Source organism: Roseobacter sp. HKCCA0434 (assembly GCF_032464675.1).
Taxonomy (GTDB): Bacteria; Pseudomonadota; Alphaproteobacteria; order Rhodobacterales; family Rhodobacteraceae; genus Pontivivens.
The window spans coordinates 107481-127046 of sequence record NZ_JAWDKL010000003.1 but is presented as its reverse complement, the minus strand read 5'-3'; the positions used below and the strand labels follow the sequence as shown (position 1 = coordinate 127046).

22 protein-coding genes and 1 riboswitch are annotated in these 19566 nt (G+C 68.7%); of the genes, 7 read left to right on the top strand and 15 right to left on the bottom strand.

Annotation, left to right across the window (positions count from 1 at the left end; translation table 11 throughout):
• A complete protein-coding gene (locus RX333_RS03845; RefSeq protein WP_316013594.1) occupies positions 1-1209 on the bottom strand; it encodes a glycosyltransferase family 4 protein in 1209 nt (402 codons plus the stop codon).
• A 101-nt stretch (positions 1210-1310) separates the two neighbouring features.
• A riboswitch (TPP riboswitch) is annotated at positions 1311-1417 on the top strand.
• 30 nt (positions 1418-1447) lie between these two features.
• Between RX333_RS03845 and thiB the strand changes: the two genes are divergently transcribed.
• Genes thiB through RX333_RS03830 form a run of 3 tightly spaced genes read left to right on the top strand, consistent with a single transcriptional unit; the run spans position 1448 to position 4625 of the window.
• Entirely contained in the window at positions 1448-2419 is a 972-nt protein-coding gene (thiB, locus tag RX333_RS03840) for a thiamine ABC transporter substrate binding subunit (RefSeq protein ID WP_316013593.1), read from the top strand.
• Positions 2419-3939, top strand: a complete 1521-nt coding sequence (locus tag RX333_RS03835) for a thiamine/thiamine pyrophosphate ABC transporter permease ThiP (protein ID WP_316013592.1) — start codon at positions 2419-2421, stop codon at positions 3937-3939. Before thiB ends, RX333_RS03835 begins: the two co-directional genes overlap by 1 nt.
• Positions 3936-4625: an ATP-binding cassette domain-containing protein gene (locus tag RX333_RS03830; RefSeq protein WP_316013591.1), complete on the top strand. Its 690-nt coding sequence runs from the start codon at positions 3936-3938 to the stop codon at positions 4623-4625. Before RX333_RS03835 ends, RX333_RS03830 begins: the two co-directional genes overlap by 4 nt.
• A gap of 49 nt (positions 4626-4674) precedes the next feature.
• On the opposite strand, the gene RX333_RS03825 is transcribed toward RX333_RS03830, so the two are convergent.
• The 3 genes from RX333_RS03825 to petA are packed head-to-tail and all read right to left on the bottom strand — an operon-like array spanning position 4675 to position 7414.
• Complete coding sequence (locus tag RX333_RS03825; protein ID WP_316013590.1) at positions 4675-5472, bottom strand: cytochrome c1; 798 nt, start codon at positions 5470-5472, stop codon at positions 4675-4677.
• A gap of 23 nt (positions 5473-5495) precedes the next feature.
• Positions 5496-6833: a cytochrome b gene (locus RX333_RS03820; protein ID WP_316013589.1), complete on the bottom strand. Its 1338-nt coding sequence runs from the start codon at positions 6831-6833 to the stop codon at positions 5496-5498.
• An 11-nt stretch (positions 6834-6844) separates the two neighbouring features.
• Positions 6845-7414 (bottom strand): ubiquinol-cytochrome c reductase iron-sulfur subunit, encoded by a 570-nt coding sequence (petA, locus tag RX333_RS03815; RefSeq protein ID WP_316013588.1) that lies wholly within the window; start codon positions 7412-7414, stop codon positions 6845-6847.
• 204 nt (positions 7415-7618) lie between these two features.
• Between petA and RX333_RS03810 the strand changes: the two genes are divergently transcribed.
• Entirely contained in the window at positions 7619-8110 is a 492-nt protein-coding gene (locus RX333_RS03810) for a tRNA (cytidine(34)-2'-O)-methyltransferase (RefSeq protein WP_316013587.1), read from the top strand.
• 27 nt (positions 8111-8137) lie between these two features.
• A complete protein-coding gene (locus RX333_RS03805) occupies positions 8138-8926 on the top strand; it encodes a DUF547 domain-containing protein (protein WP_316013586.1) in 789 nt (262 codons plus the stop codon).
• On the opposite strand, the gene RX333_RS03800 is transcribed toward RX333_RS03805, so the two are convergent.
• From RX333_RS03800 to RX333_RS03765, 8 genes are all read right to left on the bottom strand, one after another.
• Positions 8923-9231, bottom strand: a complete 309-nt coding sequence (locus RX333_RS03800) for a hypothetical protein (RefSeq protein WP_316013585.1) — start codon at positions 9229-9231, stop codon at positions 8923-8925. The genes RX333_RS03805 and RX333_RS03800 overlap by 4 nt on opposite strands.
• A 64-nt stretch (positions 9232-9295) precedes the next feature.
• Positions 9296-11215: a 1-deoxy-D-xylulose-5-phosphate synthase gene (gene dxs / locus RX333_RS03795; protein ID WP_316013584.1), complete on the bottom strand. Its 1920-nt coding sequence runs from the start codon at positions 11213-11215 to the stop codon at positions 9296-9298.
• 16 nt (positions 11216-11231) lie between these two features.
• Positions 11232-12113, bottom strand: coding sequence for a farnesyl diphosphate synthase (locus RX333_RS03790; protein ID WP_316013583.1), 882 nt, complete (start codon positions 12111-12113; stop codon positions 11232-11234).
• Positions 12110-12340, bottom strand: coding sequence for an exodeoxyribonuclease VII small subunit (locus tag RX333_RS03785; protein WP_316013582.1), 231 nt, complete (start codon positions 12338-12340; stop codon positions 12110-12112). The genes RX333_RS03790 and RX333_RS03785 overlap by 4 nt, the downstream gene beginning before the upstream one ends.
• Positions 12337-13269 carry a histone deacetylase family protein gene (locus tag RX333_RS03780; protein WP_316013581.1) on the bottom strand — a complete coding sequence of 311 codons (933 nt, stop codon included), beginning with the start codon at positions 13267-13269 and terminating at the stop codon, positions 12337-12339. Before RX333_RS03780 ends, RX333_RS03785 begins: the two co-directional genes overlap by 4 nt.
• A gap of 99 nt (positions 13270-13368) precedes the next feature.
• Positions 13369-14361, bottom strand: a complete 993-nt coding sequence (locus tag RX333_RS03775) for a 2-dehydropantoate 2-reductase (RefSeq protein WP_316013580.1) — start codon at positions 14359-14361, stop codon at positions 13369-13371.
• Positions 14362-14422: 61 nt separating this feature from the next.
• On the bottom strand, positions 14423-15127 hold the full coding sequence (locus RX333_RS03770) for a response regulator (RefSeq protein WP_316013579.1): 705 nt from the start codon (positions 15125-15127) through the stop codon (positions 14423-14425).
• Positions 15120-15632: a MarR family transcriptional regulator gene (locus tag RX333_RS03765; RefSeq protein WP_316013578.1), complete on the bottom strand. Its 513-nt coding sequence runs from the start codon at positions 15630-15632 to the stop codon at positions 15120-15122. Before RX333_RS03765 ends, RX333_RS03770 begins: the two co-directional genes overlap by 8 nt.
• Positions 15633-15803: 171 nt before the next feature.
• Here RX333_RS03765 and RX333_RS03760 point away from each other — a divergent pair, with 171 nt between their 5' ends.
• Positions 15804-16676: a branched-chain amino acid aminotransferase gene (locus RX333_RS03760; RefSeq protein ID WP_316013577.1), complete on the top strand. Its 873-nt coding sequence runs from the start codon at positions 15804-15806 to the stop codon at positions 16674-16676.
• A gap of 56 nt (positions 16677-16732) precedes the next feature.
• Here the strand turns inward: RX333_RS03760 and RX333_RS03755 are convergent, their stop codons facing one another.
• From RX333_RS03755 to RX333_RS03745, 3 genes are read right to left on the bottom strand one after another with little or no spacing between them, the layout of a single operon-like run.
• Complete coding sequence (locus RX333_RS03755; RefSeq protein WP_316013576.1) at positions 16733-17515, bottom strand: substrate-binding domain-containing protein; 783 nt, start codon at positions 17513-17515, stop codon at positions 16733-16735.
• Positions 17512-18258 (bottom strand): ATP-binding cassette domain-containing protein, encoded by a 747-nt coding sequence (locus RX333_RS03750; protein ID WP_316013575.1) that lies wholly within the window; start codon positions 18256-18258, stop codon positions 17512-17514. Before RX333_RS03750 ends, RX333_RS03755 begins: the two co-directional genes overlap by 4 nt.
• The gene (locus RX333_RS03745) at positions 18251-18958 is read right to left on the bottom strand and encodes an ABC transporter permease (RefSeq protein ID WP_316013574.1); all 708 of its coding nucleotides are present in this window, start codon (positions 18956-18958) and stop codon (positions 18251-18253) included. The genes RX333_RS03750 and RX333_RS03745 overlap by 8 nt, the downstream gene beginning before the upstream one ends.
• Positions 18959-19228: 270 nt before the next feature.
• Between RX333_RS03745 and rsfS the strand changes: the two genes are divergently transcribed.
• Positions 19229-19561, top strand: a complete 333-nt coding sequence (gene rsfS, locus RX333_RS03740; RefSeq protein ID WP_316013573.1) for a ribosome silencing factor — start codon at positions 19229-19231, stop codon at positions 19559-19561.
• Positions 19562-19566 lie beyond the last annotated feature (5 nt).

The window sequence follows — 19566 nt, the reverse complement described above, 5'->3', positions numbered from 1 at the left end:
TCAGGCCATCGTACGCGCGATCAGGTCGTCTAGCTTTCGCAGGGAGGCTTCGAGTTCGAAGCGTTCGAGTACGGTTTCCCGTGCGGCGCGGCGCAGGCTGTCGACATCGACCTTGTTGGCCAGCACATCCGCGACGCGTTCGGCGATCTCGATGGGCTTGAAGAAATCGACGAGCAGCCCGTTCTCGCCGTCCTCGATGACCTCCTCGACCGGGCTGGTGCGGGAGCCGACGATCACGCAGCCCGCGGCCATCGCCTCCAGGCAGGACCAGGACAGGACGAACGGATAGGTCAGGTAGACATGGGCCGCCGAGACCTGCAGCAGCCGGATATAGTCGAGATAGGGCAGGTGGCCGGTGAAGTGGACGCGCCCCTTGGGCAACAGGAGTTCGTCGAGCATCCGCTTCTTGTAGCTGTCGCCTTCGGGCAAGGCGCGCCCGTAGCTGACGCCGTCGGCCCCCACGATGACGACATGCGCGTTCGGCCGCTTGGCCAGCAGGTGCGGCAGGGCCCGCATGAAGCTGTGGAAGCCGCGATAGGGTTCGAGATTGCGCGCGACATAGGTGATGACCTCGTCGCCCACGCGGAAAGTCGGCCCGTCCTTCACCGTGAAGGTCGCGGTCGGGTCGGGCCGTGCGCGCTCGCAGTCGATGCCGTCATGGATCACGTCGATCCGATCGCGGTAGGCGGTCGGGAACTGCCGCTTTTGCCACGCGGTCGGCGCGTAGAGCGCATCCGCCGCCTCTACCGACAGCAGATGGTGCGCGTTGCGCATCCGCGTGCGGAACACGATCTCCTCCCCATCGGGATATTCGGGATCGAAGTGAATGTTGGACCCGGTCGCGTTGTAGTAGAACTCGCAATAGCTGATGAGCCGCGCCGTGGGCCAGATATCCTTGAGAAACAGGGTCTCGCCCCAGCCTGGATGGCCCATGATGAGGTCGGGGGTGAATCCGGATTTCTTCAGCTTCTGCGCGGCGCGCGCGACGCCCTGCCCGTAGATCACGGCGCTCTCTGCGGTGCGCAGATAATGATGGGTCTGCTTGTGCGGCTCCCGGTGCGGCTTGTACTGGACGCGCGCGACGCCCTGCGGGACGGGCTTTCCCTCGTGGGTAATGTAGACCACGCGGTTGCCGGGATCCCGCGCCAGCCGGGCGGCGATGTGGCGGAACTGCGCGGGGGCGTTCTGGTGAACGAAGAGGATCTGCATCGGGCGCTCCGGCCTGGGGGCGTGTGACGCGACCCTAGGAATCGCTCCGACGCGAGTCAATCGCGCCCCCCTTTCCAGCGGGGCCGATCCGCGCTAGGTGTCCTCTTGCCTCGGGGGGGCTCGTTCAGAGCCTGAGATGCGCGACTCGCGTGGACCCGTCGAACCTGAACCGGATCATGCCGGCGGAGGGAAGGCCTGCGTCCGCGCACCTTCACCGTCTTGGCAGAAGGAGTACGTGATGAAAAAGACAATCCTCGCAACCTGTCTGATCGCGCTGCCCGCGCACGCGCAGGAGCTCGTGGTCTACACCTATGACAGCTTCACCGCCGAATGGGGCCCCGGCCCGCAGATCGAGGCGGCGTTCGAGGCCGAATGCGGCTGCGAGCTGACCTTCGTCGGCGTGGGCGACGGTGCCGCGATGGTCTCGCGCCTGCGGCTGGAGGGCGAGGGGTCGGATGCCGATGTCGTCCTGGGCATGGACACCAACCTGATCGCCGCCGCCAAGGAGAGCGGGCTGTTCGCGCCTGCGCCGTCCGACCTCGCCGCCCCCGACCTGCCGATCGAGTGGACCGACGACACGTTCGTGCCGTTCGACTGGTCCTATTTCGCCTTCGTCTACGAGACCGAGGCCCTCGACGCCGTTCCCGCCTCCTTCGCCGAACTGGCCGAGAGCGACATCAGCATCGTCATCCAGGACCCGCGCTCTTCGACGCCGGGGCTGGGGCTGATGATGTGGGTCGACACGCTGTTTGGCGAGGAAGCGCCCGCGATGTGGGAGGGGCTTTCGGACAACATCGTCACCGTCACGTCGAGTTGGTCGGAGGCCTACAACCTGTTCCTTGAGGGCGAGGCCGACATGGCGCTGTCCTACACGACCTCTCCCGCCTATCACCTGATCGCCGAGGAGGATGCGGGCAAGGCCGCCGCGATCTTCGAGGACGGACATTACATGCAGGTCGAGGTCGCCGCGGCCCTCGCCGGATCGGACCAGCCGGAGCTGGCGGCGGAGTTCCTGCGCTTCATCTCGACCGACGCGTTCCAGTCGATCCTGCCTGTCACGCAGTGGATGTATCCCGCCTACGAGACCGAGCTGCCCGAGGGGTATGACAGCCTCGCCGTGCCCGAGACGGCGCTGCTGCTCGATCCGGCCGAGGCGGCGGAGCGTCGGGACGCGGCGCTGGCGCGCTGGCAGGACGCGTTGAGCCGCTGATGCGCGCCTGGCCCGGCCTGCTGCTGGGGGGCGGCATCCTCGTCGCCTGTCTCGCCGCAATCGCGGCGCTGGTCGGGCAGAGCGCGGGCCGGATGGGGGTGGCGGATTTCGCCGCCCTCCGCTTCACGCTGGTGCAGGCGGTGCTGTCCACGGTCGGCTCCGTCCTCGTGGCGGTGCCGCTGGCCCGCGCGCTGGCGCGGCGCAGCTTTCCGGGGCGGGAGTGGGTGGTGACGCTGATGGGCGCGCCGTTCCTGCTGCCGACATTGGTGGCCGTGATCGGGCTGCTGTCGATCTGGGGACGCAACGGTGCGCTGTCGGAACTGACTCAGGCGGTCGGCCTCGGGCGGCTGAACATCTACGGTCTGGTGGGGGTGGTCCTGGCCCACATGTTCTACAACATCCCGCTCGTCACGCGGCTTGTCCTGCAGGGCTGGGCGACGATCCCGGCGGAGCATGTGCGCCTGTCGCGTCATTTCGGTTTCGACGGGTGGACCCGGTTCCGCGTCGTGGAATGGCCGATGCTGCGCGCCGTCCTGCCGGGAGCGGCGCTGCTGGTGTTCCTGCTCTGCATCACCAGCTTCGCCATCGCCCTGACGCTGGGTGGAGGCCCGCGGGCCACGACGCTGGAACTGGCGATCTATCAGGCGATCCGCTTCGAGTTCGACCTGGGGCGGGCGGGGCTGCTGGCCCTGGTGCAGACCGGTCTGTGCCTCGTGGTCGCGGCGGGCGTCATGCTGGCGGGTCGTCCGGTCGAGGCGCGGCGCGGCTTGCTGTCGCCGCTGCCGATGGGCGGGGGGCGTCTTCTCGATGTTTCGCTGATCGGGCTGAGCGTGCCGTTTCTGGGGCTGCCGCTGCTGGCGGTGATCTGGCGCGGCGTCCCGTCGCTGTGGGATCTGCCGGGCGATGTCGGGCCGGCGGCGCTGCGCTCGATCCTCGTGGCCGTCTGCTCCGCGGCGGTCTGCATCGCGGCGGCGCTGACGGTCGCGATGGGGCTGGTGGCGTTGGCGCGGCGTCTGCCCGTGGCCGCGCGTCTGGGGGAGGGGGGCATGCTGATCGTTCTCGCGATCTCTCCCTTCGTGCTGGCGACGGGGTGGTTCATCCTGCTGCGCGGGCATGTCGACCCGTTCGCAATCGCCCTGCCGATGGTGGTCGCGGTCAACGCGCTGATGGCGCTTCCCTTCGCGCTGCGCGCGCTGGTTCCCGCGATCGCGCATGCGGAGCGGACCAACGGGCGGCTGGCGCGCACATTGGGTCTGCGGGGGCTGGCCTGGTGGCGCCATGCGATGTGGCCGGACCTGAAGGCGCCGCTCGGCTTCGCCGCCGGGCTCGCCGCCGCGCTGTCGATGGGGGATCTCGGCGTGATCGCGCTGTTCGGGACCAGCGAGACCGCGACCCTTCCGCTGGTGATGTATCAACTGATGGGAAGTTACCGCATGGATGCCGCCGCGGCCTGTGCGCTGCTGCTGCTGGGGCTCAGCTTCGCCCTTTTTGCCGTGTTCGACAGGATCAGGACACTATGATCACGTTCAACAATGCCAAGCTGCGCAATGGCAGCTTCGAGTTGCGCGCTGATTTCGAGACGCGCGGCACGAGCGCCGTGATCGGTCCGTCCGGGTCGGGCAAGTCGACGCTGCTGATGGCGCTGTCCGGTTTCGTGCCGATCGTCGCGGGTGTGGTGGAGGTCGATGGACAGCCCGTCGGGGGCCTGCCGCCGGAACGCAGGCCGGTCTCGATCCTGTTCCAGGACCACAACCTCTTCGCCCATCTCGACGTGAAATCGAATGTCGGGATCGGGGTTTCCGGGACGCTGAGGCTCGATGACCGGCAGGAGAGCGAGATCGCGCGCGTGCTGGAGCGCGTCGGCCTCGCGGGGCTGGAGCGACGCAAGCCCGCCGAGCTGTCGGGCGGCCAGCAACAGCGCGTCGCCATCGCGCGGGCGCTGCTGCGCGAACGGCCTGTGCTGCTGCTCGATGAGCCGTTCGGCGCGCTGGGGCCCGGTCTGCGGCGCGAGATGCTCGATCTGGTGGCCGAGGTCGCCGCGGAACGGCGGCTCGACGTGCTGATGGTGACGCATGAGCCCGAGGACGCCCATGCGATCGCCGCCACCACGATCTACGTGGACGAGGGGCGCGCGCACGCGCCGCGGCCTACGGCAGAGTTGCTCGACGATCCGCCCCCCGCCCTCGCGGCTTATCTGGGGCAGTGAAAAAGGCCGGAGCGATGCTCCGGCCTTTTGCGTGACAGCTTGTCGAGGATCACTCCTCGCGGTGCTTGACGTGATACCACAGCTTCCGGTTCGTCAGGAACAGCAGGATCGTGAAGATGCCGAGGAACAGGACCGCCGTCAGGCCGAAGGCCTTGCGCTGGTTCAGCTTCGGCTCCGCCGCCCACATCAGGAAGGCCGCGACGTCCATCGCTTCGCTGGTCAGGTCGGTCGGTGCGTCGTCGGCATGCTCGATATCGTCACCGTAGAGCGGCGGGGCCATCGCGATCCAGCCGCCGGGGAAGGCCTCGTTCTCGTAATAGGTGATGCCTGCCTCGACCTTCTCCTCGCCGGTATAGCCGGTGAGGACGGAGGCGATGTATTCCGCGCCGCCCATACCGTTGATCAGCTGGCTGATCCCGGTGCCGTAGGGGCCGTGGAACCCGGCGCGCGCCTTGGCGAGCAGCGACATGTCGGGCGCGTTCTCGACCTGCGAGCCGGGGAAGTTGTCGGACAGCGTCGCGGGGCGGGTGTCGCCCGGCTGCGCGTCGAGGCCAGTGTCGGCGACGAAATAGCCCTTCGCCAGCTCGACGATCATCGCCTCTGGCATGGCCGGGCCGGTATCCTCGGTCAGGTTGCGGAAATAGACGTACTCCATCCCGTGACAGCCCGAGCAGACCTGGTTGTAGATGGCCAGCCCGCGCTGGAGCTGCATCGTGTCGTAGCGGCCGAACGGACCCTCGAAGGGGAAGTCGTAATCCGTGACGTGCTGCTCTCCGTCACCGGCGGCCTGTGCGCCGCCGATGACGAGGGTGAGGGCCGCGAGGGCGGAAAGAAGTGCTTTCTTCATCATGTTCTGTCCTCTCGCCCGGCTCATTCAGCCGGGGTGGCATTGGGGACGGTGCCCGCGGTCTTGCTGGTCACGGGGTGCTTCGCGTCGAAGTCCTCCTCGATCGTCACCGGCTGGGCCAGCGGCTCCTCGAACAGGCCGAGCAGCGGCAGGATCACGAGGAAATAGGCGAACCAGTAGATCGTGCCGATCAGCGAAATCACCGGGATCATCCCCTCGGCTGGCATCGCCCCCGCCCACATCAGGACGAAGAAGTCGATGACGAGCACCGCGAACCACCACTTGAAGAGCGGACGGTAACGGCCCGAGCGGACGCGGCTGGTGTCGGTCCACGGCACCACCGCCAGAACGGCCAGCGAGGCGAACATCACGATCACGCCCAGGAACTTCGAGTCGATCAGCACCACGTCGGTGAAGGGGATCGAGATCGAGAAGGTGATCGCGCGCAGCATCGCGTAGAACGGCAGCAGGTACCATTCGGGAACGATATGCGCGGGCGTCGCCAGCGGATCGGCCGGGATGTAGTTGTCCGGGTGTCCCAGGTAGTTCGGCATGAAGCCCACGACGGCGAAGAAGATCACGAGGATCAGCATCAGCGCGTAGAGGTCCTTGATGACGAAATACGGCCAGAAGGGCAGGGTGTCCTTCTGCGCGACTTCCTTCGACGCGCGGCGCACCTCGACCCCCGTGGGGTTGTTGTTGCCGGTCGTGTGGAAGGCCCAGATGTGGACCAGCGTCAGGCCCAGCAGCAGGAACGGCATCAGGTAGTGCAGCGAGAAGAAGCGGTTCAGCGTCGCGTTGTCGACCGCCGGGCCGCCCAGCAGCAGCGTCTGGATCGGCTCGCCGATCACGGGGATCGCGCCGAAGAGGCCGGTGATCACCGTGGCACCCCAGAAGGACATCTGACCCCAGGGCAGCACGTAGCCCATGAACACGGTCGCCATCATGATGATCAGCATGATCACGCCGATGATCCACGTCACCTCGCGCGGGGTCTTGTAGGATCCGTAGTAGAGGTTGCGGAAGATGTGGGCGTAGACGGCGATGAAGAACAGCGAGGCGCCGTTCGCGTGGACGTAGCGGATCGCCCAGCCGCCGTTCACGTTGCGCATGATGTGCTCGACCGAGGCGAAGGCCAGGTCCACATGCGGCGTGTAGTGCATGACGAGCACGATGCCGGTGACGATCTGCATCACCAGCGTGAAGACCAGCACGATGCCCCAGATCCACATCCAGTTGAGGTTCTTGGGCGTCGGGATCATCAACGTGTCGTAGAGGAGCCCGAGTACGGGCAGACGACCGTGCAACCAGCGCTCCGCGCCGGAATTCGGTTCGTAATGGTCGTGGGGAATGCCAGCCATCGTGCTCTCCCTTATCCGAGTTGAATGACGGTGTCGGAGACGAACTCCGCGACCGGAACGGCGAGGTTGGTGGGGGCCGGGCCGCGGCGGATGCGGCCCGCCGTGTCGTAATGCGATCCGTGGCAGGGGCAGAACCAGCCGTTGAAATCACCCGCGCCGTCGCCCAGCGGGACGCAGCCCAGATGGGTGCAGACGCCCTGCATCACCAGCCATTCGCCGTTCTCGTCGAGCGCGCGGTTCTGGTCGGTCGCGGGCGCGCTTTCGCCGCCATCGGGGGCATTGGGGTTCTGCGAGTTCTGGTCCTTCAGATCGGACAGGGCGACCGCGCGGGCCTCCTCGATCTCCTCCGGCGTGCGGCGGCGGACGAAGACCGGCTTGCCCAGGAACAGGACGGTCAGCTGCGTGCCGGGCTCGACGCCCGAGACGTCGACCGGAATCGAGGACAGCGCCTGCACGTCCGCGGATGGGTTCATCTGGTTGACGAGCGGCCAGACCGCGCCGCCGACGGCCACGGCGCCTGCCGCGGCGGTTCCGACGTAAAGGAAATCACGGCGGGTTGTCGCCTCTGCATGTTCGGACACGGGAGCGCATCTCCTTCTTCGCTTCGGCCCCCTTGCAACGCGCGGGACCTGTCGTCATGTATTGCTGTCGCGGATCGGTCGCGATCTGCGCCTGTCCCTACACCCATGCGGCCCGCCGGTCCAGCGGACAGTGCGCCGCAGACGTGCGCGACACCGCGTCCCACATCGCCTGCGAGGCGGGCCATCACGGGAAGGATGCCGCTCATGCGTCTGGTCGCGTACCAGCCCGACATCGCCGCGAATCTCGGCGCCATGATCCGCATCTGTGCCTGCATGGGCGTCCCGCTCGACGTGATCGAGCCCTGCGGCTTCCCGCTCGGCACGAAGACCCTGCGCCGCGCGGCGATGGACTACGCCATGAAGGCCGAGATCCTGCGGCATGACGACTGGACGGCGTTCAGGCGAACGCAGGAGGGGCGTCTGATCCTTCTGACCACGCGGGGGGATGTCGACCTGCCCGCGCTGAGGTTGAGGCCCGGCGACGCGATCATGGTCGGGCGCGAAAGCGCCGGGGTTCCGGGCGCGGTCGCGGGTGCCTGCGACGTGCGGGCGGCGCTGCCGATGCCGGGGGGCGGCCGGTCGCTCAACGTGGCGGTGGCGGCGGGGATGGCGCTCTACGAAGCGATGCGGCAGGGCGCGATCGCCTCGGATCACGAAGCGGTGGGTCCGCTGGATGCGCCGCGCCCGCTGGGCTAGGTCGTAGGGCAGCAGAGGAGGCTGCCCATGCTCAGACGAGAGTTCATCCTGACCGGCCTGTCACTGACCCTCGCCGCCTTGCCGGTCCGCGCCGTCACCATCGAGGGCAGTGGTCCTTGGGCCGACAGCGGGTCGGGCGGTGATCCCGACTACTCGGATTATGGCGCGATCCTGTCACAAGGCGTGCGCATGGGAGCCGATGGCGTGGCGCGGTTCGACTATGCCGGTGCGGATGCCGGCGCCCTAGAGCGGGTGGTCGCCCGGCTCTCCGCCATCGATCCGCGCGGGCTGACGCCGGACGCGGCCTTCGCCTACTGGGCCAATCTCTACAATGCGGTGACGCTGCTTGTTGTCACGCGCAACTGGCCTGTGGACAGCATCCGGCGCATCGACGGATCGCTCTTCAGTCCCGGCCCCTGGTCGGAGAAGCGCGTGCGCATGGCGGGGACCGACCTGTCCCTCGACGATATCGAGCATGAGATCATGCGCCCCGTCTTCGCCGATCCGCGGGTGCATTACGCCGTGAACTGCGCCTCGATTGGCTGTCCGAACCTGCGGGCGGAGCCGTGGCGCGCCGCGGGGCTGGAGGCCGCGCTCGACGCGGCGGCGCGGGCCTATGTCAACCATCCGCGCGGCGCGGCGGTCGGGCGCGACGGGCTGGTCGTCTCGTCCATCTATCATTGGTTCGACGAGGATTTCGGCGGGACCGATGCGGGTGTCATCGCGCATCTGGGTCGGTATGCCGACGATCCGGTGATCGGCGCGGCCTCGCGCATCGCCGATCATCGCTACGACTGGTCGGTGAACGCGGTCTAGCGGGCGCCGGGGCGACGTTCGGCGGGCAGGATATCCTCCGACTCGGGGCGCGCCCGCAGGGCGCCCTCGCGCAGGCGGATCTGGTTGTTGTCGAACAGGAACCGGCAATCGGACCGGTCGTTGAAGGCATTCTCATCGAGCAGCATCGACGCCATGCCGTTGCCCTCGAAGCGCGGGTCGTCGCATTCGCCGTCGCCCGCCCAGGCCCCGCCATCGCTGCCGAAATCCAGTTCCTCCGGCGGCTGGAGCACGCTGCACCCGGCGAGCGTCAGGATCAGGGCGGCAGGCAGCAGGCGAACGGTCATCGGAAGGCTCATCGGTCAGGTTGCGTCGCGGCTTCTTAGCACGCGGATCGCACCTTGCGATAGCTTACGCGCGCGACTTCGCGACCTCGGCCACGCCGAGCGCACCCAGCGCCGTGGACACGATCTGCGGGGCGTTCATCGCCGCCACCTCGTACATCGCGGCGGGGCTGTCCTGATCGATGAAGATGTCGGGCAGCACCATCGGGCGGACCTTCAGGCCATGCTCCAGCGCGCCCTCGACGGCCAGCAGGTGCAGGACGTGGGAGGAGAACCCGCCGACCGCGCCTTCCTCCAGCGTGATCAGCACCTCGTGCTCGCGCGCGAGGCGCAGGATCAGGTCGCGGTCGAGCGGCTTGGCGAAGCGGGCATCGGCCAGCGTGGTCGAGATGCCGCGCGCCTCCAGATCCTCGCGCGCCCTGGTCGCCTCGGCCAGCCGCGCGCCGAAATTGAGGATGGCGACGCGCGTGCCCTCGGCCAGCACGCGACCCTTGCCGATCTCGATGGGCTCGCCGCGTTCGGGCATCTCCACCCCCACGCCTTCCCCGCGGGGAAAGCGGAAGGCGCTGGGCCGGTCGTCGATGGCGGCGGCGGTGGCGACCATGTGCACCAGGTCCGCCTCGTCGCCCGCGGCCATCACCACGAAATCGGGCAGGTTGGCGAGGAAGGCGATGTCGAACGCACCGGCATGGGTCGCACCATCCGCGCCGACCAGCCCCGCGCGGTCGATGGCGAAGCGGACGGGCAGCCGCTGGATCGCCACGTCGTGCACGATCTGGTCATAGCCGCGCTGCAGGAAGGTCGAATAGATCGCGCAGAAGGGCCGCATCCCGCCCGCCGCCAACCCGGCGGCGAAGGTCACGGCGTGCTGTTCGGCGATGCCGACGTCGAAGCAGCGCTTCGGAAACCGCTCGGCGAAGAGGTCGAGTCCCGTTCCGTCGGGCATGGCGGCGGTGATGGCGCAGATGCGCTCGTCCCGGCTCGCGTGATCGATCAGCGACTTTGCGAAGACCTTGGTGTAGCTCGGCGCGTTGGAGGCCGCCTTGCGCTGCTCGCCCGTCACCACGTCGAACTTGGCACGGGCATGGCCCTTGTCCGGCGCATGCTCGGCGGGGGCGTAGCCCTTGCCCTTCTTGGTGATCGTATGGATCAGCACCGGCCCGGTGGCACGGTCGTGGACGGCGCGCAGCACGGCGAGCAACTGGTCGATGTCGTGCCCGTCGATCGGCCCGATATAGGAGAAGCCCAGCTCCTCGAACAGCGTGCCGCCGACGACGAGGCCCTTGAGCATCTCCTTCGCGCGCTTGGCCCCCTCGCGGAAGGGCGGCGGCAGGAAGCTGGTCGCCGTCTTGGCCGCGTGCTTCAGTTCCTCGAACGGGCCCTCGGCATAGAGGCGCGAGAGGTAGGAGGACATGGCGCCTGTGGGTGGCGCGATGCTCATCTCGTTGTCGTTGAGGATGACGATCAGCCGCTTGCCCAGATGGCCCGCATTGTTCATCGCCTCGTAGGCCATGCCGCCCGAGATCGCGCCGTCCCCGATCACCGCGACCGCATCGCCGAGGCCCTCGGGGCACTTGCCGTGCAGCTCCCGCGCCATCGCGAAGCCGAGTGCTGCGCTGATCGAGGTGGAGGAATGGCCCGCCCCGAACGGGTCGTAGGGGCTTTCCTTGCGCTTGGCGAAGCCCGACAACCCGCCGCCCTGGCGGATCGTGTGCATCCGGTCGCGGCGTCCGGTCAGGATCTTGTGCGGATAACACTGATGCGAGACGTCCCAGACGATCTTGTCGCGCGGTGCGTCGAACACGGCATGCAGGGCAACGGTCAACTCGACCACGCCCAGCCCTGCGCCCAAATGGCCGCCGGTGCGGCTGACGCTCTCGATCGTCTCGGCCCGCAATTCGTCGGCGAGCTGGCGCAGCTCGCGGTCGCTCATGCCCTTGAGGTCGGCGGGCGAGGCCACGCGGTCGAGCATCGGTTTGTCGGCCATCGGCCTCTCCTGTTCGTCAGGTCTCGCGCGCCAGCGTGAATCGCGCGGCGTCGGCGAGCGGGGTCGCCGCCTCGCCGAAGGGCAGCAGGGCGGCGATCGCATCTTCCACCAGCAGGGTGGCCCGCGCCCGCGCGCCGTCCACCCCCAAGAGGGAAACATAGGTCGCCTTTCCGGCCGCCGCATCCTTTTGCAGCGCCTTTCCGGCGGTCAATTCGTCGCCCTCGACATCCAGCAGGTCGTCGCGGATCTGAAAGGCGATGCCGAGCGCCTCCGCATAGCTGTCGAGCGCGGCCAGAGCCATCGCGTCCGCCCGACCGAGCAGCCCTCCCGCCCGCGCGGAGAAGCGGATGAGCGCGCCGGTCTTGAGGCTTTGCAGAGCCGAGACCTCTTCGAGCGTCAACGCCTGCCCGGCGCTTTCTGCCGCGATGTCGAGAGCCTGACCGCCGACCATGCCGGATTGGCCCGAAGCGGATGCGAGTTCCGCGACGAGGGCGATGCGCACCGCGCTTTCGGGATGCGTCGCGGGATCGGCGAGAATGGCGAAGGCCTGGGTCTGCAGCGCATCTCCGGCGAGGATCGCCGTCGCGTCGTCCCATTTGCGATGCACGGTCGGCCGGCCGCGCCGCATGTCATCATCGTCCATCGCCGGCAGGTCGTCATGGACGAGGCTGTAGGCGTGCAGGCATTCGATCGCGGCCGCGGCGTTCAGGGCACTCTCCCGCTCGACGCCGAATATCCCCGCGCTTTCGACCACCAGGAAGGCCCGCAGGCGCTTGCCACCGCCCAGCGTCGCCCACCGCATCGCCTGCGCGACCGCATCGTTGGCGGGCAGCAGCGCGTCCAGCCGTGCCTCAACCGCCGCGGCCACGGCGTCGAGCCGCTCTCGAAACGCGCTCATTCGTAGGAGGCGGGCGTGGTTCCGGTGCCGTCGCCGGTGATCTGGGAGGTCTTCTCCTCCGCCGCGTTCAGCCTGGCCTCGCAATGCTTCTTGAGTGCTGCACCGCGTTCGTAGAGCGCGATCGACTCCTCCAGCGCCACGTCGCCGCTCTCGAGCTTGGCCACCACGGTTTCGAGTTCCGCCATCGCGGCCTCAAAGCTCATTTCCTCGACCGGGGTCTGGGTCACACGGGGTCCTCCTCCATCAGCACGGCGACATGCGCGGCAACACCGTCGGCGAGTGCCGCGAGGTCGTAGCCGCCTTCGAGCACCGACACGACGCGCCCGTCGCAATGGTCCCGAGCGATAGCGCAGAGCTGCCGGGTGAGCCAGACGAAATCCTCGGTCTCCCACTCCAGCTGGGCCAGCGGATCGGCGCGGTGCGCGTCGAACCCGGCGGAGATCAGCAGCAGTTGCGGGTCGAAGGATTCGAGCGCGGGAAAGGCCTCCGCCTCGTAGATCGCGCGCATCGCATTGCCGTCCGAATGCGGGGGCAGGGGCAGGTTCAGGATGTTGCCATGCGCCCCCGTCTCGGACCGCTCCCCGGTGCCGGGCCAGAGGGGCATCTGCTGCGAAGTCACGAGAAAGGCTCGGCTTTCGTCCCAGAGCAGGTCCTGCGTGCCGTTGCCGTGATGCACGTCGAAATCGACGATGGCGACGCGGGTCAGGCCGTGTGCCTCCATCACGTGCTTCGCCGCTGCCGCGACATTGCCGTAGAGGCAAAAGCCCATCGTCTGCGTCTTCTCCGCATGGTGCCCCGGTGGACGCGTCGCGACGAAGGCATTGCCGCCCCCGGTCATCACGGCATCGACGGCGGCGATGGCCCCACCGGCGGCGCGGCGGGCGGCCGCGAGGGTGCCCGGCGACATCCATGTATCCGAGTCCAAGGGAATTTCCCCGCTCGCGGGGGCCGCCTTCGCCAGCGCGTCGAGATGCGATTGCGGGTGCACGCGCAAGAGCTGCGCATCCGTCACCTCGGGGGCCTCGAGGCGGTCGAGCGCATCGAAACCGGCGTCGTAGAGTGCCTCCTCGACCGCCTCGATCCGGGCGATGCGTTCGGGATGGCCGTCCGGTGTGCGGTGGCCGTGGCTGGCGGGATGGGTGTAGAGCCGTGTCATGGCACGGAGGCTAACAGCGCGCGAAACCGGCGAAAAGGGCGGTATGCGATGCGTATGCACCCCGTATGGCATGCGTATGGCGAGTGAATGGCTCGGGTATTAGCGCCCGCGCAGCACCGCGCGCACCAGATCGGGCGCCGGCCAGTCGCGCCGACCGCCCTCTTCGGCATCGTGGACGAGCGCGGTCAGACGCGCGTTCACGGGGGCCTCGATCCCCTGCGACTGGGCGAGATCGACGACCGCGCCGTTCAGCCAGTCGACCTCGGTCGGCTTGCCCGCCGCGAAGTCCTCCGCCATCGAGGAGCGGGCCGCCGGGTCGATCTTCTGCAGGCGCAGGCCGATGGGGCGGAACAGGATGTCCGGCATAGACAGGAAGCTGGGGATCAGCCGGGGCGCCATCGCGCCGACCTTGGCGGGACGGATGCCCGCCGCCTCGCACGCCTCCAGCGCCTCGCGCATCGCCGCGGCGAGCACGCGGCGATAGCCCTTGCGCGACAGCTCGTCCCGCAGGCCGAGGGCAGAGAGCGCGTTGACGGCGTTGTTGAGGTTGAGAAGCAGCTTGCCCCACAGCACCGGCTCCATGTCCGCGACCTGCTCGACGGCGGCGGGGCCATCAGAGGGCAGGGGGGCGAGGGCGGCGTGGCGCAGGGCGGTGACGTGACCGAGGCTGGTCTTGGTCCAGCGCGCGTCCTCCCCCACCACGTTGAACGCGACCATGCCGGGAAGGACGGGATTGTCCGGCAGGCGCTGCGACAGCGCCTCCGCCGCGCGCGGGCCGTTCAGAAGGCTGAGGATCGGCACGCCGGGCCGCGCATGATCCGCGATCTCCGCCGCGGCCGTGTCGATGGCCGTGCATTTGACCGCCAGGACGACGAGGTCCGCATCGGCGAGCACCGCGGGGTCGTCGTGGAACGGGACCGGCACCTGCGCGGTCCACCCTGCGGTGTCGGTCCTGTCCGCGAGCGTCACGCCTGCGGCGTGGGCGACGGCCTGTCGAGGCCGTCCGAGCAGGGCGACGTCCGCGCCGGCATGGCGCCAAGCTCCGGCCACGAAGCCCCCGATCGCGCCTGCGCCCATCACCATCACGCGCATCGCCCATCCTTTCTGCTTCGTCCAAATATCCCCGCCGGAGGCATCCGACCGCGCCGCTCTCTCAGTCGGGTACGATCATGTAGCCCGCGCCGCGCACGGTCTGCAGGTAGCGCGGGCTCTTGGGATCGGTTTCGATCTTCCGCCTCAGGCGGGTGATCTGGACGTCGATCGCCCGCTCCTGCGCCTGACCCTGGTCGCGGCCCAGAGCCTCGATCACCGCGTGGCGGGCGACGGGCTCGTTCGGGGAGGCGGCGAGCACCCGCATCAGCGCCTGTTCGGTCGAGGTCAGACGCACCTGCTCCTCGCCCTGCCACATCTCGCCGCGCCCCAGATCGTAGCGGATGGGGCCGAGTTGCAGGGTCCTGGGCGGCTCGGGCTTCTTCGACGGGGCGGGGCTACGGCGCAGGATGGCGTTGATGCGCGCCACCAATTCGCGCGGCTCGAACGGTTTGGGCAGGTAGTCGTCGGCCCCGGCCTCCAGCCCGGTGATGCGGTCGTCCGCATCGCCGCGCGCGGTCAGCAGCAGGATGGGGGTGGTGATCTCCTCGCGCAGGGATTTCGTGAGGCTGATACCGTCCTCGCCCGGCATCATCACGTCGAGCACGATCAGGTCGAATTCCAGCCCTTCGAGCAGGCGGCGCGCATGGGCGGCGTCGCGCGCGCCCGAGACCAGGAAGCCCTGCCGCGTCAGGAACTTGCGCAGCAGGTCGCGGATGCGCGCGTCGTCGTCGACGATCAGCACATGCGCGTCGAGCGTCTCAGTCATCCCCGTTTTCCATGAGGCTCAGCACGCGCGGCCGGATCTCCGGGTCGATCATCTGTTCGAGCACGGTGCGAAAGCCGTGCACGGCCTCGGGACCTGCCGCCATGTAGGCCTTGCGCATCCGGGCGCGCTGGGCCTCGGAGAGCGACTTTTCCAGCTTCCGGCCCGCATCGGTCAGGTAGAGGTTGCGCTGGCGACGATCCTCGCGGCCCACGCGGCTTTCGATCAGGCCGTCCTCGACCAGTTGGCGCAGCACGCGGTTGAGGCTCTGCTTGGTGACGCCGAGGATGTCGAGCAGGGTGTTCACGGTCAGGCCCGGGCGGCGGTTGACGAAATGCAGCGCCCGGTGGTGGGCGCGGCCGTAGCCGTAATCCTCGAGCAGGCGGTCGGGATCGGCGGTGAAGCCGCGATAGGCGAAGAACATCAGTTCGATCCCGTTGCGCAACTGGTCGTCGGTCAGGAACAGGAGATGCTCGCTGCGCTGTGCGGTGGCGAAACGCTGGCTCATGGATCGGTCCTCGCGGTCTGCTTGGCCTTTATTATGTCAGCTTTGTTGACTATCCAAGAACCGAATGATAGCTGCGATCCGATTTCGTGAAACTTCGTGCCGCGAGGTGCGGGATTTGCGCAACTATCGCAAAGATGACAGCCGCAGCCCGCGGCTCAGGGGAGGACGGTCATGGCAGCCTATGACGATCGCGACGGCCATATCTGGATGGATGGCAAGATGGTGCCCTGGCGGGAGGCCAAGGTGCATGTCCTGACCCATGCGCTGCATTACGCCTCCTCGGTCTTCGAGGGCGAGCGGGCCTACGAGGGCAAGATCTTCAAGAGCCGCGAGCATTCGGAGCGGCTGCTGCGCTCGGGAGAGCTGATCGACGCGCCGATCCCCTACACGGTCGACGAGATCGAGGCTGCGAAGGCCGAGGTCATGGCGGCAAGCGGGCTGACGGACGCCTATATCCGCGTGGTCGCCTGGCGCGGATCGGGCGAGGACATGGGCGTCGCCTCGCAGCGCAACAAGGTGCGCATGGCCGTCGCCGCCTGGGAGTGGGGGGCCTATTACGGCGACGCGAAGATGCAGGGCGCGAAGCTCGACATCTCGAAGTGGAAGCGCCCGAGCCCCGAGACGATCCCGAGTGCGGCCAAGGCGGCGGGACTCTACATGATCTGCTCGATGTCCAAGCACGCGGCGGAGGCGAAGGGCTGCTCGGACGCGCTGATGATGGATTATCGCGGCTACGTGGCCGAGGCGACGGGGGCCAATGTCTTCTTCGTCAAGGACGGCAAGGTGCACACGCCGCTGCCCGATTGCTTCCTCAACGGCATCACGCGCCAGACGGTGATCGGCATGCTGCGCGACAAGGGCGTGGAGGTGGTCGAGCGCCACATCCAGCCCGAGGAGATGGACGGGTTCGAGCAGTGCTGGCTGACCGGCACCGCGGCGGAGGTCACGCCGGTCGGGCAGATCGGCGAGCACCGCTTCGAGGTCGGCGCGCTGGCCCGGTTGATCGCCGAGGACTACGAGAAGCTGGTGCGCGGCAAGCTGTGAGGCCGGGTGCCTCCGGCGGGGATATTTGCCGGAAGTGAAAGAGCGAGCCCCGGTGCCTAGTCGGCATCGGGGGTGAAGAGCCGCTGGCCGTCGACGGCGAAGGCGCCGATGGCGGCTTGCCCGTCCGCGCCGGTCAGCCAGTCGATCAGGGTCCGGGCATCGGCGACGTTGGCTTGCGGACAGTGGTCGGGCGAGACGGCGATCGCGGCGTAGGGGTTGTGCAGCGCCGGGTCGCCCTCGTGCAGCAGGGCGAGGCCCTGGCGGTTGCCGAAGCTGGCCCAGGTGGCACGGTCGGTCAGCGCATAGGCGCCCATCCCCGCGGCCATGTTGAGCGTCGCCCCCATGCCCGCGCCGACCTCGCGATACCAGCTGCCGGAGGCGGGGCGCGGGTCGTCGGGCCAGAGCGTCAGTTCCTTGCGATGCGTGCCGCTGTCGTCGCCGCGCGACAGGAAGGTCGCTTCCGCCGCCGCGATGCGGGCGAGCGCGTCTCCGGTGCCGCTGGCCGTCGCGATACCTGCGGGGTCCTCCTCGGGGCCGATCAGAACGAAGTCGTTATACATCAGCGCGTGACGCTCCAGCCCGTAGCCTGCGGCGACGAAGGCGTCCTCGGCCGCACGGTCGTGGACGATCAGCAGGTCGCCGTCGCAATTGGTCGCATTGCGGATCGCCTGACCGGTGCCGACGGCGACGACGCGGGTCTCGATGCCGGTGGCCGCCTCGAATTCGGGCAGGATCGCGTCGTAGAGGCCGGAATTCCGGGTCGAGGTGGTCGATTGGATCAAGACGGGATCGGCCAGGGCGGGGGCTGCCAGCAGGCAGGCGGCAATCAGGTATTTCACAGCAGGAGGTCCCCTTGCAGATAGGCGCGCGCCTCCGCCGAGGCGGGACGCGCGAAGAAGCGGTTGGCGGGCGTCTGTTCGGTTAGTCGGCCCGCGTGGAGGAACACGATCTCGGAGGCGAGGCGGCGCGCCTGTCCGATATCGTGGGTGATCAGCACGACGCGCACGCCGTCGGCGACGACGCGGGCCACCAGCGCCTCGACCCCGGCGGTGGCGCGCGGGTCAAGGTGGGCGGTCGGCTCGTCGAGCAGCAGCATGTCGGGGGCGGCCCCAAGCGCGCGGGCGAGGGCGAGACGTTGTTGCTCACCACCCGAGAGGGCGCGGGCGGGCGCGGTGGCGCGATGCTCCAGATCGGCGAAGCGCAGCAGTTCCTGGGCCCGGGCGCGCCGGTCGCGGCGCGGCACGCCGTACTGTGCGAGCGCGTGGGTCAGGTTGCCGATCGCGGAGCGGCGCAGCAGAACGGGGCGTTGGAAGACGAGGGCGGTGCGGTGCTTCTCGGGTCGGGGCGGCCAGGCGTAGCGGATCGTCCCGCTATCGGGCCGGGCAAGGCCCGCGACGAGGCGCAGGAGCTGCGTCTTGCCTGCGCCGTTCGGGCCGAGGATCACCGTGACCGGCGACAGGCCGAAGGATGCGTCGATCCCCGACAGCAGCGTGCGCGAGCCCGCGCGCAGTCCCACGCCGTCGAGGCGGACAGGCGGCGGCAGGACGACGCCGGAATGGATCTGGCGAACGGGCTCAGCCATGCGCGTGGCGGCGGGCCGCCCCCCTCAGCGCCATCAGCGCGCCGTTGACGATCAGCGACAGCAGCAGCAGCACGATGCCGAGGCCGAGCGCGAGCGACAGCGCCCCGCGCGAGGTCTCGAGCGCGATGGCGGTGGTCATCACGCGGGTGGCGTGGTCGATATTGCCGCCGACGATCAGCACGGCCCCGACCTCGGCCAGCGCCCGCCCCGCGCCCGCGAGCGCCGCGGTGACGAGGGTGAAGCGGCCGTCGTGGATCAGGGTGGTCAGGCGGGCCGCGGGCCGCATCCGCAGAGCCGCGAAGAGGTCGGCATATTCCTCGGCCAAATCGGCGGTGGCCTGTGCCGTGAGCGCCGCGACGATCGGCACGACGAGCACGGTCTGCGCGAGGATCATCGCGGCGGGCGTGTAGAGCAGGCCGAGCGGCCCGAGCGGTCCGGCGCGGCTGAGCAGAAGGTAGAGCGCGAGGCCGACCACTACCGGCGGCAGGCCCATCATGGCATTGACCAGCACCAGAAGCGGGGCACGGCCCGGAAAGCGCAGCGCCCCGAGGGCCGCGCCCAGCGGGATGCCGATGGCGCAGGCCGCCGCGACCGCCGCACCCGAGACGAGGAGCGAGCGCAGCACGATCTCCATCAGGTCGGGATCGGCGGTCAGGATCAGGGTCAGCGCGGCGCGGCCGGCATCGGTTAAATCTGTCATGCCGTCAGGTTATGCGCGCCGGGGCCCGGTGGCCACCGTGCGGCCCCGGCATTCGGAGCGCGGGAAACGACTTGGGCCTGCCGCGTGGTCACGGGGCGCGGGCCGGGTTGAGAGGGGGGCGTCGAATCGCTACATTAAGACTTGTGAGCGGGCCATCCTGGCCTGCCCGTACAGGAGGACATCGTTCTGACCGAACGTGTTGCCGCGGTCGAGACCGCACCGGATCGTGCCACCGGCGCAACGGCACAGGGAGCGTTCGGCGGGGCCGAGATGCTCGAACTCGTACTCCGCTCGCTCGATGACGACAAGGCCGAGGACATCGTGCCGATCTCCCTCAAGGGGAAATCCGCGATGGCCGATCACATGGTCGTGGCGACCGGGCGGTCGTCCCGTCAGGTGTCGTCGATGGCCGAGAAGCTGCTGGAGCGGCTGAAGGACGCGACCGGGCAATCGGCGCGCGTCGAAGGGCGAGAGACCGGCGACTGGGTGCTGATCGACGCAGGCGACGTGATCGTGCACCTGTTCCGCCCGGAAGTGCGTGAGTTCTACCAGCTCGAGAAGATGTGGCTGAGCCCCGGCGAGGCCGCGGCCCCCGCCCACTGACGCCC